Annotated in this window: 11 protein-coding genes; 5 read left to right on the top strand and 6 right to left on the bottom strand. The window is 60.3% G+C overall.

Annotation, left to right across the window (positions count from 1 at the left end; translation table 11 throughout):
- Positions 1-137: 137 nt before the first annotated feature.
- On the top strand, positions 138-1415 hold the full coding sequence (locus tag ACFSNN_RS09640) for an ABC transporter substrate-binding protein (RefSeq protein ID WP_134460846.1): 1278 nt from the start codon (positions 138-140) through the stop codon (positions 1413-1415).
- Between the two features lie 79 nt (positions 1416-1494).
- Here the strand turns inward: ACFSNN_RS09640 and ACFSNN_RS09635 are convergent, their stop codons facing one another.
- Positions 1495-3189: a GMC family oxidoreductase gene (locus tag ACFSNN_RS09635; RefSeq protein ID WP_377764959.1), complete on the bottom strand. Its 1695-nt coding sequence runs from the start codon at positions 3187-3189 to the stop codon at positions 1495-1497.
- Complete coding sequence (locus tag ACFSNN_RS09630) at positions 3190-4281, bottom strand: Gfo/Idh/MocA family oxidoreductase (RefSeq protein WP_208949543.1); 1092 nt, start codon at positions 4279-4281, stop codon at positions 3190-3192. It abuts the gene before it with no gap.
- Positions 4282-4579: 298 nt separating this feature from the next.
- Between ACFSNN_RS09630 and ACFSNN_RS09625 the strand changes: the two genes are divergently transcribed.
- A complete protein-coding gene (locus ACFSNN_RS09625) occupies positions 4580-5728 on the top strand; it encodes an MFS transporter (protein WP_244322892.1) in 1149 nt (382 codons plus the stop codon).
- 20 nt (positions 5729-5748) lie between these two features.
- Here the strand turns inward: ACFSNN_RS09625 and ACFSNN_RS09620 are convergent, their stop codons facing one another.
- The 4 genes from ACFSNN_RS09620 to hisD all read right to left on the bottom strand — a co-directional run bounded on the left by ACFSNN_RS09620 (position 5749) and on the right by hisD (position 11628).
- Complete coding sequence (locus ACFSNN_RS09620) at positions 5749-6903, bottom strand: MFS transporter (protein ID WP_134460859.1); 1155 nt, start codon at positions 6901-6903, stop codon at positions 5749-5751.
- Positions 6904-6921: 18 nt separating this feature from the next.
- Positions 6922-8445: an amino acid permease gene (locus ACFSNN_RS09615; RefSeq protein ID WP_134460862.1), complete on the bottom strand. Its 1524-nt coding sequence runs from the start codon at positions 8443-8445 to the stop codon at positions 6922-6924.
- A 419-nt stretch (positions 8446-8864) separates the two neighbouring features.
- Positions 8865-9995: a porin gene (locus tag ACFSNN_RS09610; RefSeq protein ID WP_134460865.1), complete on the bottom strand. Its 1131-nt coding sequence runs from the start codon at positions 9993-9995 to the stop codon at positions 8865-8867.
- A gap of 349 nt (positions 9996-10344) precedes the next feature.
- A complete protein-coding gene (gene hisD, locus ACFSNN_RS09605; RefSeq protein ID WP_134460868.1) occupies positions 10345-11628 on the bottom strand; it encodes a histidinol dehydrogenase in 1284 nt (427 codons plus the stop codon).
- Between the two features lie 468 nt (positions 11629-12096).
- Here hisD and ACFSNN_RS09600 point away from each other — a divergent pair, with 468 nt between their 5' ends.
- From ACFSNN_RS09600 to ACFSNN_RS09590, 3 genes are all read left to right on the top strand, one after another.
- Positions 12097-12756, top strand: a complete 660-nt coding sequence (locus ACFSNN_RS09600; RefSeq protein WP_134460871.1) for a ThuA domain-containing protein — start codon at positions 12097-12099, stop codon at positions 12754-12756.
- A gap of 109 nt (positions 12757-12865) precedes the next feature.
- Entirely contained in the window at positions 12866-14653 is a 1788-nt protein-coding gene (locus ACFSNN_RS09595; RefSeq protein ID WP_134460874.1) for a thiamine pyrophosphate-binding protein, read from the top strand.
- Between the two features lie 14 nt (positions 14654-14667).
- Positions 14668-16266: a GMC oxidoreductase gene (locus ACFSNN_RS09590; protein WP_134460877.1), complete on the top strand. Its 1599-nt coding sequence runs from the start codon at positions 14668-14670 to the stop codon at positions 16264-16266.
- Position 16267: the final 1 nt, after the last annotated feature.

Below are 16267 nucleotides of genomic sequence, written 5' to 3'. Positions count from 1 at the left end.
GCGTCACTTAGCGTCGCAAAACACAAAGTAGCGAAATTGCACACGTTAATTTGCCCTCGAATACTCGGACCTGCGCTCGCCCATCGAAAGTGGCGAATGTCAGCGATGAATATCGAAACCTATGAGGAGATTGTGCTGTGAAACCGAAATCGAAGCAGGGGCAGGTAATGGCGCGTGTCGTCGCATCCGCGGTGGCGAGCCTTGCTATTAGCGGCATCGCTGCTGCGCAGACGCAACAGGTCGAAGTGGTTCACCAATGGACGTCGAGCAGCGAGTCGTACGCACTTCAAGCGCTCAAGGATGGCTTGCAAAAGAAGGGCGTGGGCTGGAAAGACAGCGCGATCGCGGGCGACGACGGCGCCAACCAGCAGCAGGCGCTTCAGGCCCGGCTGGCGGCCGGCAATGCGCCTGCAGCGGCTCAGGCGCAACCGCAACTGCTGTACGCCTACGCGGAGCAGAACGAGCTTGGAAGCCTCGACAGCTACGCGAAAGCCGGCAACTGGGATCGCCTCGTTACACCGGAGCTCATCCCTTACCTGAAGTACAAGGGCACCTGGTACGGTGTGCCGATGGATGAACACCGCGAGAACATGTTCTGGATAAACAAGAAGATCTTGCAGAAATACGGCGATAAGGTTCCGACCACGTGGGACGAATTCAATACGCTCGCCGAAAAGATGAAAAAGGACGGCATTATCCCGGTGGCCTTGGGCGGAGAAGACTGGCAGGAGGCTGAGATCTTCAGCGACCTCGTCGTTGGAATGGGCGGCCCGGCGTTCTACAAGAAAGCGATTATCAACCACGACCCGGCTGCGGTTCAAAGTCCGACGATGCTCAAGGTCTTCGATGAACTCCGGAAGATCATTAGCTACACCGATCCGAATCGCGCGGGCCGCGATTGGAATGTCGCCACGCAGATGGTCATCGACGGTAAGGCCGGAATGCAGATTCACGCGGACTGGGCGAAGGGTGAATTTCTGCGCGCAGGGAAAAAGCCAGGCGTCGATTTTGTCTGCGCCGCGACACCAGGCAGCGGTCATGCGTTTATCTGGGTTCTGGATTCGTTCGCGTTCTTCAAGCAGAAGAATCCGGCCGCGCAGGCGAACCAGGCATTGCTTGCAAATACCGTCATGGACCCGGACGTACAGGAGAGCTTCAACCTGCGCAAAGGCTCCTTGCCGCCGCGGATCGACGTGGCGCAAAACAAGTTCGACGACTGCGCGAAGACCAACTTCGCGGACCGTGCCGCGGGCAATAAAGCAGGCGAAGTGATGCCGTCGTTTATCGAGAACGCGGCACTCGAACGCGATGTCCGCGCGGCTTATGTCGACGTCGTCACTCAGTTTGTGAACACGCCTTCAATGACGTCGGCGGACGCCGTCAAGAAGCTTGCCGTTGCCGCCAAAAACAACTGATAGCAGCACGTGGCTACTCCCCTTTCGAGAGGAAGGGGAGCAGGCGGAACAACCTTAAAGCTCGCGTTTCATGTGAGCGTCAGACCAGATTGATCACTTTGCCACTCCGCCGATTCTCTTCGGCTTTTGCCTTGGCGCCGATCTTACGGCCGCGAATCAGGTCAGAAGCCTTCTCGCCGATCATGATGCATACAGCGTTCGGATTACCCGAAATGAGATTCGGCATCACCGACGCATCCGCGACCCGCAAACCCTCGATACCGCGCACACGAAGCTCCGGGTCCACGACGGCAAGCTCGTCGGTGCCCATCCGGCACGTACCCGCGGGATGAAGCGCGGCATGCGCCTCCTGCTGGCAGAAGCGGCGCAATTCCTCGCGGTCCAGCACGGGTTGAAACGGCACGAAGCGCCGCTCGATATATTTGCGTGTCGCCGGCTGATCCATGATATCCATCGCTTTCGAACACCCCTCGACTACCGCGTCGAGATCGTACGAGTTGCTGAAATACATCGGTGCGACGCGCGGAACGTGTAGAGGATCGCTACTGTTCAACTTGACGACCCCGCGCGAACGCGGTCTGATTTGTCCGAGGTTGACGGTGCAGCCGTTACCTCCGGGCACGCCGTCGACGCCTTCTTCAATCCCTGCTCCGACCACCAGAAAATACTGGATGTCGGGCGTCAGCTCCGAGCTATTTCCCCACCAGAACGCGCCGCCTTCGATCAGATTGGATGCCGCCGGCCCGCTCCTGAAAAGCGCGTATTGCAAACCCGCCATGGCCTTCCAGCGTAGCTTCTTGTATTTGTCGTAGCTGTGCGGTCCTTTCAGCTGATACACGAGGGAGATCTCGATATGGTCCTGCAGATTCTCGCCCACGCCTGCAAGGTCCGCATTGATCTCGATCCCGTGCTTCGCGAGTTCCTCTTTCGGTCCAATGCCTGAGAGCATCAACAGCTTGGGTGAATTTATCGCACCGGCGCAGAGAATGACTTCGCGCTGTGCCCGCAACTGCTTCGACTTGCCGTCCTCGACGAATTCGACACCCACCGCGCGGCCTCGCTCGATGAGAATCCGCGTGACCCGGATGCCCGTGCGTACCGTCAGGTTGGGTCGCCCTTCGGCAGGACGAATATAGGCAACCGCCGAGCTGCTCCTCTTGCCGTCGCGCGCGGTGATCTGATAGAGCCCGCATCCCGTCGGATCACCCGAGTTGAAGTCCTCGTTATAAGGGAGCCCAGCTTGTTGACAGGCTTTGAGCCATGCTTTGGTAAGAGGGTGAATGTGGCTAATGTCGGAGACGCCGAGCGGGCCGCCTACGCCGTGGCTCTTGTTGCTGAAGCGCTCATTGTCTTCTGCCCGGAGAAAATACGGCAGCACATCGTCATAGCCCCAGCCGGCGGCGCCCGAGTCTCGCCACTGATCATAATCGGACGGCACGCCGCGAATGTAGATCATGGCGTTAACCGAGCTTCCACCGCCGAGTACGCTCGCCTGCACCATCGTCGGCGTTTCCTTGCGGTCCTGCTCCGCCGTCGGCACCCACGGAATGCGCTTGAGCAACGGACCTTGCGCAGTTTTGTAATAGGCGCCGGGAATGTGAATATAAGGGCTGCGATCGCGCGGCCCTTCCTCGAGCAGCGTCACCGTCGAGCTGCTGTCTTCACTCAGGCGAGATGCGATGACGCACCCGGTCGATCCGCCGCCCACCACAATATAGTCAACCATCTCAATCCCATCCTTTCCTGTTTCTAACTTCCCGTTCCCGCTACGCATTCAAGAATGCGAGCGTCTGTCGTTCTCGAAGGCCACGCGCTCTTCCTGCGTCAGCGGCAATGTCGTGGAGCGGCCCTCTCTTGCTGAAATCGCCGCGGCCTCTAAAAGCGCGATGAGCGCGACCGCTTCAGCAGGCGCCACCGGGTTCGAGCCTTCACCGCGTATCGCACGTTCGAGTTGGACATAGAACTGTGACTGGTCCCCTCGCGTTGCCGGCACCGCACGTCGTTGCGGCGAAGCGTCGGCCGCGTCGAACACAAATGCATCGTCCGGGTCGACTCCGTACGACGGGTCGCCCGGCAGCAGTCCCGCTATCAACTGGTGCTCCTGAATGTCCTGCGCCTGCTTCATCAACGAACGCTTCGTGCCGTGCACGAGGAAGCGCACGCCGAATCCCGGCACGACCTGAGCACCGCGCAGAACGACTCTCATGCGACCGTATTCGAGGATCACCGTGAACCAGTCGTCGGTCCTCGCCCCTGCTCGCTGCTGCGCGAACGAGGCGGTCACGCGCTCCGGCAACCCGAATTGCAGCAGCACCTGATCGGCAACGTGAGGGCCGAGGTCGAACCATGTCCCACCCGCCGGCACGGGCTCTTCGCGCCAGGCTTGCGGGACATTCGGCGCGTAGCGGTCGATGTGCGATTCGAAATGGACGATATCGCCGAGACTCTCGTTGCGGATCGCATCGCGCACGGTCAGATAATCGCTGTCCCAGCGGCGATTCTGGAAAACGGCGAGATGTGTGCCAACATGTTTAGCCAACGTCGCCAGTTCTCGCGCTTCGTCGAGCGTCGGCGTGAAAGGTTTCTCAACGACCACATGTTTGCCGGCCTCGAGCGCGAGCTTCGCGAACGGATAGTGACTTTCGTTGACGCTCGCGACGATCACGAGGTCCACCGACTCGGCAACCGCCGCGCGTTCCGGGCTCAAAATCTCGATGGACGGGTCGTCGAGGTCGACCTGCCCTGGGCGCCGAGTGCCGATGGCGACCAGTTGCATACCCGGCACGCTGGAGATCAGCGGCATATGAAAGTGACGGGTAACGAATCCATAGCCGATGATCGACACTCTGATCTTTTTGTCTTGCACAGCACGTCTCCTTTGAATTGCGCGGCGGCACGCCACATGCGCGTCCATACCCTATCGTCCGCGACTAATAACGCGGCATCAATTTCGCGAGCACTGCATTCCTGACGCAAACCGGCGCGCGAAATGCGTCACTGTGCGTCCCACCCGCCATAACTTCGCGCACGTCGTTCAACGCGTCACAGTGCGTCATAAAAAGCCGGGTTGCGAAGTTACCGCCACGCAAAGCGCTGACTACACTCGAAGGCCGGCGCCCTCATGGCGCATGCCTAAATTCACCCAGCCATTGCCCAAAAATCACATGGACACCACAAGCGTCAGCCGAAGCTTTGCGTCTTCCTCGTCCGCGCGCGCTTCCACTCGTGCCGGCTTCTTCTCCTTCGGATTGTTCCTTTCCGCGTGGGCGCCGCTAGCGCCACTGGCCAAACTACGCCTGCATCTGTCCGATAGTCATTTCGGCCTCGCACTCCTGTGCTTCGGCCTCGGTTGTCTCGTCGCGATGCCCGTCGGGACCGCTCTTGCAGCGCGCTTTGGATGCAGGAAAGTGATCCTGTCGGCGGGTCCCTTGGTGTGCGCGTGTCTCTATCTGCTGGCGACGACTGAAAATCCCGCTGTTCTCGTGGCCAGCTTGCTGGTCTTTGGATCGGGATTGGGAGTCACCGAATCGGCAATGAATCTGCAAGCCGCCGTCGTACAACGATCGCATGATGAACCGCTGATGTCCGGCTTCCATGCGTGGTTCAGCATCGGCTGCATTGCCGGCGCAACCGGCGTGAGCGCGTTGCTCTCAGCGGGGCTGAGTGCAAAGTTCGCTGTGGGCTGCATCAGCGCGATTCTCGTCTTCATCTGGAGCTACTACGGCAAAGACTTTCTCGTCGCCACGAACGAGGGTTCGAAGTTCGCTCTGACACTTCCCAAAGGACGTGTTCTCTGGATCGGCGTGCTGTGTTTCATCTCGTTTCTGGCGGAAGGCGCCATGCTCGACTGGAGCGGGGTGTTCCTCACTGTGGTGAAAGGCTTCGATCCTTCTCGCGCGGGCTATGGTTACGCGTGCTTCGCGGCGGCCATGACCGCGGGACGGCTATCGGGCGATTTCCTGTCGAGGTCGCTGCAACCGCGGCGTGTTCTCTGGGCAGGCGCGCTACTCGCGGCACTCGGTATCGGGGCGCTGGTGGCATCGAGCCACTGGTTGCTCCTGATGCTGTCATTTGCCCTCGTGGGATTCGGGCTGGCTAACATCGTACCGAGCCTGTTTCTGGTGGTGGCAAGACAGCACGTGATGCCGATCGCGGTGGCGATGCCGGTGGTCGCCACCATCGGTTACGCAGGTATGCTGACCGGCCCCGCCTTTCTCGGCACCATTGCCGAGCAGGCCAGCCTGCAGACGGCGTTTCTCACTATCGCCGCGATGCTCTTCGTGATCATCGCCACCGCGAAGGTCGCGGATTGATCCGGCTGATATCCGGCCGACTAAGCTTCGCGAAGCGCCGCCCGCGCACTCACCGCGATAACAGAGAGCAGAACGACGACCGCGAGTAGCGCCGAGCCCAGCGTGGTATAGCGTGCAATCGCGCCGATGAGCGCGGGCCCGACGAAGATCCCGCAATAGCCGATCGTCGTCATTGCCGCAACGGCGGCACTCGTCGGCATCCGCGTCTGCTTGCCGACCGACGAAAACAACACCGGCGCGATGTTCGAACAACCCGCGCCGACCAGCGCGTATCCCAACAGGTCCACCGCCCACGAGGTCGCGAAGGCTGCAAGCGCGAAGCCGGCCGCGGCACATAAGCTGCCTGCGATCACGATGCGGGTTCTACCGAGACGGCCCACCATCCTGTCACCCATCAGTCGGCCCGCCGTCATCGTTGCCGCAAATGCCGCGTATCCGTAGCCAGCGTACGCGTGGGACATGCCACGCTCCGCCGTCAGGAATACGCCGCTCCAGTCCAGCACGGCGCTCTCTGCAAGAAAGACAATGAACGTGAAGACACTCAGCACCAGCACGATTCCGCGCGGCACAGCAAAAAGCGTCGCCTGACTCGTCTGCGGTTCGGCTATGAGCGCGGGGTAGGCGTAGCACAGCGCAACAATCATCAGCAGTGTGGCGACGAGCGTCGACGCACTATGCGATAGACCGGCGGTAAGCAGCAGGCTTGCACCGGCCGCGCCGCCGATCCCACCGACGCTGTAGAACGCGTGAAATCCCGACATGATCGATCGCCCGCTCTCGCGCTCGACTTCGATCGCCTGAATGTTCATCGCGACATCGACTACGCCTGCCGACATGCCGAACAGCGTCAGCGCGAAGATCGCAGATCGCACGTCGTCGACGAACGCAAGGGCGGGAAGTGTTGCGCAAAGCACCGCGGTTGCAAACGTGATCACCGCTCGGCAGCCGAATCTCGCCGCGAGTCCGCCGGCAAATGGCATTGCCGCCATGGAACCCGCGCCGAGGCAAAGCAATAGAAGCCCGAGTTGGCCATCGTCGAGTCCGAGTCGGGCTTTGACGAATGGCACGAGGGGGGCCCACGACGCTCTTCCGTATCCAGCCACGAGGAAGATGGCACGCGTCGCGGCCTGGCGAGTGCTGAACGACACCCTGCGTAAAGCGAGATCAGAAGGCATGAACTGATGTGGGGTCGTTTAGCGCGCGGTCTTGACGGGCACATAGCCGGGGTTGGAAACCTCGCTATCGCGCGATGCCTGGCTCGTGATAGGCGGTCCCGGAAAACGTCTTCTTTCGAGGCCAAACCACGCAACGACAATGATGATAAAGAAGGTGATGAAATAGTGAATCAGGATATCGGTCGGCGGTTGCAAGCCGACCCAGATGATAAAGATCCCGCCGATGATCGCGACCGCGCCATACGGCTTCGACAACGCGCCGAGCCGATACGGGCCATAGGTACGATTGCGGGCGAACATCGCGGCGCCGATCGCCATGCCGTACGCCAGTTGATAAAAGAGCGCGGTGCCTGCAACGAGTGCGTTGAATGCCGACGAATACAAGGTCACGGCAATACCGGCAATCGCGCCGGCCCAAATCCCCGTGACCGGCGTATAGAAGCGCGGCGATACGCGACTGAAGTACTTCGGCAGGCCCTGGTCGCGAGCAAACGAATAGACCGCGCGCGACAGCCCGGTCAGCGCGCTGGCGCCGCACACGTAAGCCGAGATCGTCAGCGAAACGATGATCGCGTCTTTCAGCAAACGCGGTGCGCGGATCTGTTCGAACAGCATTGAAAAGCCGTCCCCACCTTTTTTCGCGATCGCGGCCGGATCGCTCATCGCCATGTAGAAAAGCACGAGAAGCGCCGCGCCCATCACCACCGACAGGATCACCGAATTGCGCATCGCTTTCGGAACGGCGCGCGCGGCGTCGACCGTTTCCTCCGACACGTGGGCCGCCGCGTCGTAACTGGTCACGATCCACATCGGCAACAGCAATGCATATCCGAAAGTCAGAAACACGTTCTCCGTGCGCGGTACCACGCCGCCGCCTGCATCGCCCGTATTGTTGGTGAACGAGAAGATGTGCGCGAGGTTGGTCAGATGAAGGTTGTAGAGCATCACGCCGATCAACGTGATGGCGCCGAGGAAAGTCACGTAAGCGCCGACGGTCACGAACCACGCCAAGGTCTTCACACCCACGTGATTGAGAACCGCCCAACTGGACATGATCACGACCACGCCCACGACCTGCTGCCAGTATCCCCAGTGCGAGGTGTCGATATGCAGCATGCCGCTCAGAATCAACTGATTGAACAGCAGGTAGAACGCAACGGATGTTCCGCCCGCCGAGAACACGTAGCCGATCAGGTTGATCCACGCGGTGGCCCAGCCCCACGCTCTGCCGCCCAGTACCGACGACCAGTGATAAAGCCCACCCGCGGTCGGAATAGCCGAGCTGATCTCGCCCAAGGAAGCGGCTGTGGCGTAAGCGAGTCCGCCGCCGATCAACCATGTCACCGTGATGCCGAACGCGCCCGCAGTGCCGAGGCCCTGCTGCATGTTGGCCCCGAGCGCCCAGAACAGTCCGATCGCCATGAACGACATTGCAAAGTTGCCGAAGCCCGACATCCCGCGTGAGAGCTCCTGCTTGTAGCCGAATTTTTCCAACTGCTCGGCGTCCTGCTTACCGATATCGATGGGTGCGCGGTCATTCATCACAATTCTCCGACAACATCTGCTCCATCAGGAAACAGACGATCAAAACTGCAAAATAGATATCGGCGTTCGTCGCAAGGTCATGCCATGCATAATTTCACGCCGTTTGACTTATACGTATAAGTCCCATGGTGGCGCGTTAAAAATTTGAAGTCAACAGCAGCCTAACCCCCTGTTTACCCTAGGATTTATCCGACGCAAATCGACGCGCCCGGTGCGCCACATTGCGTCGCACCCGTTTGGGTAGCGCTGTTATAGGCAACGTCGACACGCTTCGTTTAGTTAGATGAAAGAGGAAACTCGACCGGCTTCGCGAACTGGGGCATGGTGTCGCTCCGGCGCACTGCGACGGGTTCAAAAAAGGGCGCCCACGGCTGGAGTCGACCGCGGGCGCCAAATCGCACTACTCTCGCTAAAGCCTAGAACTTGTGGCGCAGTCCGACGATCGCAAGCAACTGCGATTGCTTGCCGGCGTCCACGTCATACGAGCCGACTACGGCCTGAGCATCGCCCGCTCCGTTCTGCCCGCTGGCATGCGTGTAAGCACCGGCCAGATAGACATCGGTACGCTTGCTCAGCAGATAGTCGACGCCGAGATTCCCCTGGTGATAGGTCGCCGATGAATTGCCGCCAGACCTGGTGTAGTTGTATCCGCCGATCAACTCGAATGCCGGCGTCACCATCCAGCTGGCGAACACCGAGCCGTTCTGGAAGTGTTCCGATCCGGTGAACAGCGAAGAAGCGTCCGCGGTGTATTGCGTGTACGAATAGGCGGCGCCGGCCGTCACGGAGCCGACTACGTATTGCCCGCCGACGCGCGCAATGTTGATCGAGCGCGCCGATGCATAGGCGGCATTCACCGAACTGTTGAAGAAGCTGTCCGCCGTCGCCGTGCCGCGCGTCGACAGTCCGGTATTGCCGTTATCGGCATGCAGGAAGCCGCCCGCGACACTCAGCGCCGCGCCGTTGTATGCAGCGGCGGCCGACCACGTCTGGCCCGAACCCGTAGAACCTGCGACGCCGCCCGGCGCATACATCGCCTCGACCACCACGCCCGCCCACGACGGGCTCGTCCACTTCACAGCGTTATTAAAGCGCGCGCTGTCGTCGTAGTTATCGATGTCGCCCGGCGGCGCGAACAGACCGCTGTAGTTGTCGGCGGTGAGCGGCTGCAGCAGATCCGTGACCGGGTCGTACTGGCGGCCGAGCGTCAATGCGCCGTATTGGGTGCTGGCGAGACCGACGAATGCCTGGCGGCCGAACTCGCGCCCGTTGTTTTGCAATTGCCCGGAGCCCAGATCGAATCCACTTTCCAGCTGGAAGTTGGCCGTGAGGCCGCCGCCCAGATCTTCCGTGCCTTTGAGGCCCCACTGGTTGCCCGACAGGTTGCCGGAAGACATCTTCCATTGCGAACTCTGGCCGCCGCTATTGTGAATGTATGCGATCCCCGTATCGACGACGCCGTAAAGAGTGACCGAGCTTTGAGCATGTGCTCCCGTGACGTAGGCAGCAGCACCAAGAGCGACTACGGAGATAATCTGACGTTTCATTGACTCACCCTGCTGGATGTTTGTATTGAGGAACAATTCCGGCGTGTACCGTTGGCTACTCTCCGCTGCACGGCCGGAAATATTGCTTAGGCACCACTTGCCTTGCAAAGAATCGTGGGGAGCCGGGTCTCCTCATTTTTAATTCGTCATACTGGATTGATAGATGGGTGGCTGATATGTCTCCTCACTTGCGTCGCAGTATTGAAGCCCAATAATCAACGCTCAATTTCGCAAACAGCCTATTTGTGGCGCATATCGACGCACAAACTGCGTCACCGCCGATGCCGGACGAAAAAAAATCGGCACTCTCGCGAGTGCCGACTTTCAGACAAACCCGAACCGGAATGACCTACGCCGGTTTGCTGAACCGGCGAACCCGAATGTCCGCCTGCTCCTTGTGACCTGCAAAGCCTTCCATCGCGCAAAGCCTCGAACAGTACTCGCCGACAAGCACGGAGGCTTCATCGGTCAGCACGCGCTGATAGGTACAGGTCTTGATGAATTTGCCGACCCACAGGCCGCCGGTATAGCGCGCGGATTTCATCGTCGGCAACGTGTGGTTGGTGCCGATCACTTTGTCGCCATACGACACATTGGTCCGGTCGCCGAGGAACAACGCGCCGTAGTTGGTCATGTGTTCGAGGAAATACAGCGGATCACGAGTCATCACCTGAACGTGCTCGGACGCGATGCGATCGGCCTCTTCCACCATCTCGTCGACGGTGTCGCACAGAATGATCTCGCCGTAATCGTGCCACGCGACCGAAGCAACCGCGGCGGTCGGCAGAATCGCGAGCTGACGCTCGATTTCGGCAGGCAACGATTCAGCGAGCGCTCGCGAATTCGTCAGGAACACTGCCGGCGAGTTGACGCCGTGCTCGGCCTGTCCCAGCAAGTCGGCGGCGACGATCTCGGCATCCGACGATTCGTCCGCGATCACCAGAGTTTCGGTCGGCCCGGCAATCAGATCGATCCCGATCTTGCCGAACAACTGCCGCTTGGCTTCGGCAACGTACGCATTGCCCGGGCCGACGATCATGTCGACCGGTGCGAACTGCTCCGTGCCGAGCGCCAGCGCGGCGACCGCCTGCACACCGCCGACGCAATAGATTTCGTCGGCGCCGGCCAGGTGCATCGCCGTCACGATAGCGGGGTGCGGCTTGCCGTCGAACGGCGGCGCTACCGCCACGACTCGCTTGACACCGGCCACCTTGGCAGTCAGCACGCTCATATGCGCCGACGCAAGCAGCGGATATTTGCCGCCGGGGATATAGCAACCCACCGAGTTGACCGGCACGTTCTTATGGCCCAGGATGACGCCTGGCAGGGTTTCGACTTCCACGTCCCTCAGCGCCGACTTCTGAACTTCGGCGAAACGGCGCACCTGTTGCTGCGCGAACTTGATATCTTCGATTTCGAGTTCCGACAACGTAGCGACACACGCGGCAACTTCCTCGTCGGTCAAACGGAATGACGCCGGCGCCCAGTTGTCGAATTTCTTCGAATATTCACGCACCGCCGAGTCGCCGTTGGCGGCGACATCGGCAATGATCTTTTCCACGGTGCTGCGAACCTGGACCGCGATCTCCGTCTGAACTTCCAGGGGTTTGCTCTTCTTAAGATACTCGATCACAACTGACCTCCAAGGGTATTTCGAGTGCCATCTCGCATCACCATGCATTTGGCTTCAATGCTTCAATGCGGTATGGCGGACGTTTCAATCAATATTCAACGGGACCGCTAAATTTTCGGTGCGCGCCGGAGCAAAGGCAATTTCGCACCGGCATTCGAAGTGACGCACTGTGGCGCACCCACACGACGCAGCGCTTGCAAGCGCGATCAGATCGACGCCTAACATCCGCAATGTGCGCTCGTCTGACAATCAGTATTTGGAATCAAATTTCCGAATTCAATTTCGCGGACTGCAAAAGCTCGACGCCATATGACGCACGAGCTGCGTCTCTCCGCGCCGCTCTCGTCAGATAAATGGGAAACGGCGCGAAACCCAGGTCTCCACCCACTTGACACCGGCAATTTGAAGTCGCAGCATTCACGAACTTATACGTATAAGTCAATCTGCGTTGCCTCACAGGAGTTAAACATGACACGCGTTTTTCATCTATACGGCGGCTGGCCGGGACACTTTCCCTACGAGGTCGCGGCATGGACTCGCGAACTATTCAGGGAACTCGACTGGGACGTCGAGGAATCGACGGATATCTTCTCGCTGGACCGCGACCTCACCCAATTCGACCTGATCGTGATCGGCTGGAATAACGCCGTCACGACCGAAACGCTGACCGCCTCGCAGGAAAATCGTCTGCTCGAGGCGATCGAGAAGGGCACCGGCCTTGCCGCATGGCACGGAGCCGGCGCGGCGTTTCGCGCGAGCCTTCGATATCACATGGTGCTCGGTGGATCGTTCGTCGAACATCCGACCGGCGAAGGCTACCCGCATCCCTACATGGTCAACGTGACGGATCGCTCGCATCCGGTCATGCACGGTGTGGAGGATTTCGAGGTCCGCTCGGAGCAGTACTACATGCAGGTCGACCCGAATAACCACGTGCTCGCCGACACGACCTTCGACGGCAATCCGTTCCCCTGGCTCAAAGGCAACACGTGTCCGGCAGCGTGGGTAAAGCAATGGGGCGAAGGCCGAGTCTTCTATCACTCGATCGGACACGACACCGGCAATCTGTCGGACCCCAACGTGCGCAGGATGACGCGGCAAGGTCTTCAGTGGGCGGCTCGCACATGACTGCGGCGTTCGCGTCAGGCACATCTGAGTCGTTGTAGAGAAAGCGCAGTGTTCCGCCCGGGTGCGTGATCCCGCGCGGCTATTTATTTCACCTTTGCAGGATCTGGAAATGGCAAAGCTCACAGGCAGTCAAATCGTCGCTCAGACGTTAAAGAACTACGGCGTTGAATACGTTGCCGGGATCCCCGGTCACGGAATCTGGACGCTCACCGACGCATTTCTCGAGAAGGATTCGGAAATTCGTTTCATCCAGGTGTTTCACGAACAAAGCGCGGTCCACCTGGCAGACGGTTACTACCGGGTCGCCGGCAAGCCGATGGCCGCGGTCACGTCGATCGGCGCCGGCGCCAGCAACACCGTGATCGGTATGGCGACCGCCTTCACCGATTCGACCAGCGTGATGCTGATAACCGGTGGGCCGCCGACGCACATGCGCGGCCACGGTCTGCTGCAGGAACTCGAACGCTACACCGATAACGACTTCCCGAAGATCGCCGAGGCGGTGTCGAAACGTCATTGGGTGGTACAGCGCGTCGAGGAACTTCCGTTCGTCATGCATCGCGCGTTCAGTGCGATGGTGACGGGTCGCCCCGGTCCGGTTCACATCGAGATTCCGATGGACACGCAGGCGGAGGCCGCTGAAGTCACGCTTCACGACCTCGAAGAGCGCGTGCCGGTCGGCAAGGTTTTTCCCGATCCGGCCGCCGTGAGCAAAGCCGCCGACGTATTGCGCAGTGCGAAGCGGCCGGTCATCGTGATCGGCGGCGGCGTGATTACCGGTGAAGCCTCGGCCGAAGTGCTGGCGCTCGCCGAGAAGTGGAAGATCCCCGTTGTCACCACGTGGAACGGCAAGAGCGGCTTCCCTGAAGACCACGAACTGTTCGCTGGCAGCGTCGGCCAGACAGGCACGTTGTGCGGCAACAAGGTTGCGTCCACTGCGGATGTGATTCTGGCCGTGGGCTGCCGTTTTACCGACTGGTCGTCGTCGAGTTACGCAAAGGGCGTCACTTTCTCGATCCCGCCGGGCCGGCTGATCCATATCGACATCGACCCGCACGAAATCGGCAAGAACTATCCGGTCACGGCCGGCATCGTCGCCGACGCGAAATATGCACTCGCGCACATCGTCGAGGCACTGAAGGACGACTCGGTCGAGCGCACCGAATACCTCGATCAGGTTGCCGGCTACAAAGCCGAATGGGAAGCGAAGCTGTCGACCCGTCGCGATTCGGATCGCTTCCCCTTCACTTCGCAACGTCCGCTCGGCGCGTTGCGCAAGGTCTTCCCGCGCGACACGATCGTGGTGGTCGGTTCGGGCAACACCCAGGGTGCGGTCAAGCAGACCTTCCCGGTGTACGAACCGCGCACTCACCTCACGTCGGGCGGATTCTCGTCGATGGGCTGGGCCGTACCGGCGGCGATCGGCGCCAAGCTGGCAGCGCCGCATCGGCCGGTGGTCTGCGTGCTCGGCGACGGCGACTTCCTGATGACGTCGCAGGAAATCGCGATCTGCGTGACGAACAACATTCCGGTGGTGTTCATCGTTCAGAACAATGCGGGCTACATGTCGATTCGCGGCGGCCAGCGCAAGCAGACGAGCCGTCATATCGGCACCGAGTTCAATCATCCAGACGGCACGCCGTACTCGCCCGATTTCGAAACGCTCGGTAAAGCATTCGGTCTGAAGTCGTTCCGCGTGAACAGCAACGACGAACTCGAACCGATCCTTCAGGAAGCGCTCGATTCGAACGCGCCTGTGCTGATCGAAATCCCCACCGATCGCGACGCGGCCGGTCCGTGGGTGCCGGGCTGGTGGGACTTCCCGATTCCGGCGTACATCACCGATGAACGTCAGGACGAGTACACGCAGTTCCGTCAATCGGAACAACATCTGTAAGACGAAGAGGCTGTATGAGCGATGCAACGATTGTTCATCGCGCAGTGTCCGACTTTGATGCCTTCGCGCCGATCCCCCGGCGCGAAGTGCAGACAGTCGTTCCCGGCGACGATGGCGTGATGACCTGCGACGTAGCGATCATCGGCTCGGGTATGGGCGGCTCTACCTTCGCCCACACTCTGGCCGGACAAAACCTCGACGTACTGGTCGTGGAGCGAGGCGACTTTCTGCCGAGGGAGATTCAGAACTGGACGACCGAATCGGTCTTTGGCGAGGGCCGCTATCGCAACGCCGAGCATTGGATCGACGACAGCGGCAGGCCGTTTTCGCCCGGCGTTTTTTACTACGTCGGCGGCAATACCAAGGTATTCGGCGCCATGCTGCCGCGCTTCCGTGAAGCCGACTTCGGCGCGATCAGCCACGCTGAGGGCGTGTCCCCTGCGTGGCCGATCACGTACGCCGATATGGAACCTCACTACGCAGCGGCAGAGCGTCTGTACAAGGTTCACGGCGAGCGCGGCAGCGATCCGACCGAACCCTGGCGCTCCGGCGACTATCCGTTTGCCGCGCTGGAGCATGATCCGGCGCTGCACCGGCTGCACGCCTCGATGCGGGCTCAAGGCTTGCAGCCTTTTGCGATGCCCGCCGCGGTCGATTACGGCAAGGATCGGCCATGCGTACTCTGCTCCACATGCGACGGTTATCCTTGCATGGTCGATGCCAAGGCGGACGCGGAAGTCTCGGCGCTGCGCCCGACAGTCGGCAGCGGCCGCGCGCGCCTGATGGTCCAGACGAAGATCGACCGCCTCATCATGTCGTCCGACGGCAGCAGGATCGAAGCGGCAACCGGTACCCGAAACGGCTTGCCGGTTCGCATCAGGGCGAGTCGCTTCGTGCTGGCATGCGGCGCGGTCAATTCATCGGCGCTGCTGTTGCGATCCGCGGACAAGAACCACCCGGAAGGAATCGGCAATAGCTCGGGACTTCTGGGCCGCAACTACATGGTTCACAACAGTACCTTCATGATCGCGGTCGACCCACGCCGCTTCAACAAGGTTTTCTTCCAGAAGACGCTCGCGATCAACGACTGGTATCTCCCCTCGAAGTGGAACGAGTTTCCGCTCGGCAACGTTCAGATGCTCGGCAAGATTCGCGAGCCGATGGTAACGGGCATGTATCCATGGTTGCCCAAGGCCGTCTCACGCTATGTCACCGACCATAGCGTCGATCTGTATCTCACCAGCGAAGACCTGCCCGATCCAGAAAACCGCGTGACGTTCAACGCACAGCAAGGCCGGATTCAGGTGCGCTGGCGCCCGAACAATTTGCGCGCTCACGAAGAGCTCGTGAAAAAGACAGTCGCGATGATGCGCAGGGCCGGGTATCCGTTCGTCTTCACCAAGCGCATGGGTATCGCGACCAACTCGCACCAGTGCGGAACCGCGTTGATGGGCACAGATCCAGCGAAAAGCGTTCTCGACACGAACTGCAAATTGCACGACGTCGACAACGCGTGGATCGTGGATAGTTCGTGGTTCCCATCGTCCGCCGCGGTGAACCCCGCGTTGACGATTGCCGCCAACGCGATTCGCGTCGCCCGCACGTTTCGCTGAA

The sequence above is a fragment of the Paraburkholderia dipogonis genome (genome assembly GCF_042680985.1).
GTDB lineage: Bacteria > Pseudomonadota > Gammaproteobacteria > Burkholderiales > Burkholderiaceae > Paraburkholderia > Paraburkholderia phytofirmans.
The sequence above is the reverse complement of the archived record's forward strand: the minus strand, read 5'-3'. Positions and strand labels throughout refer to the sequence as shown.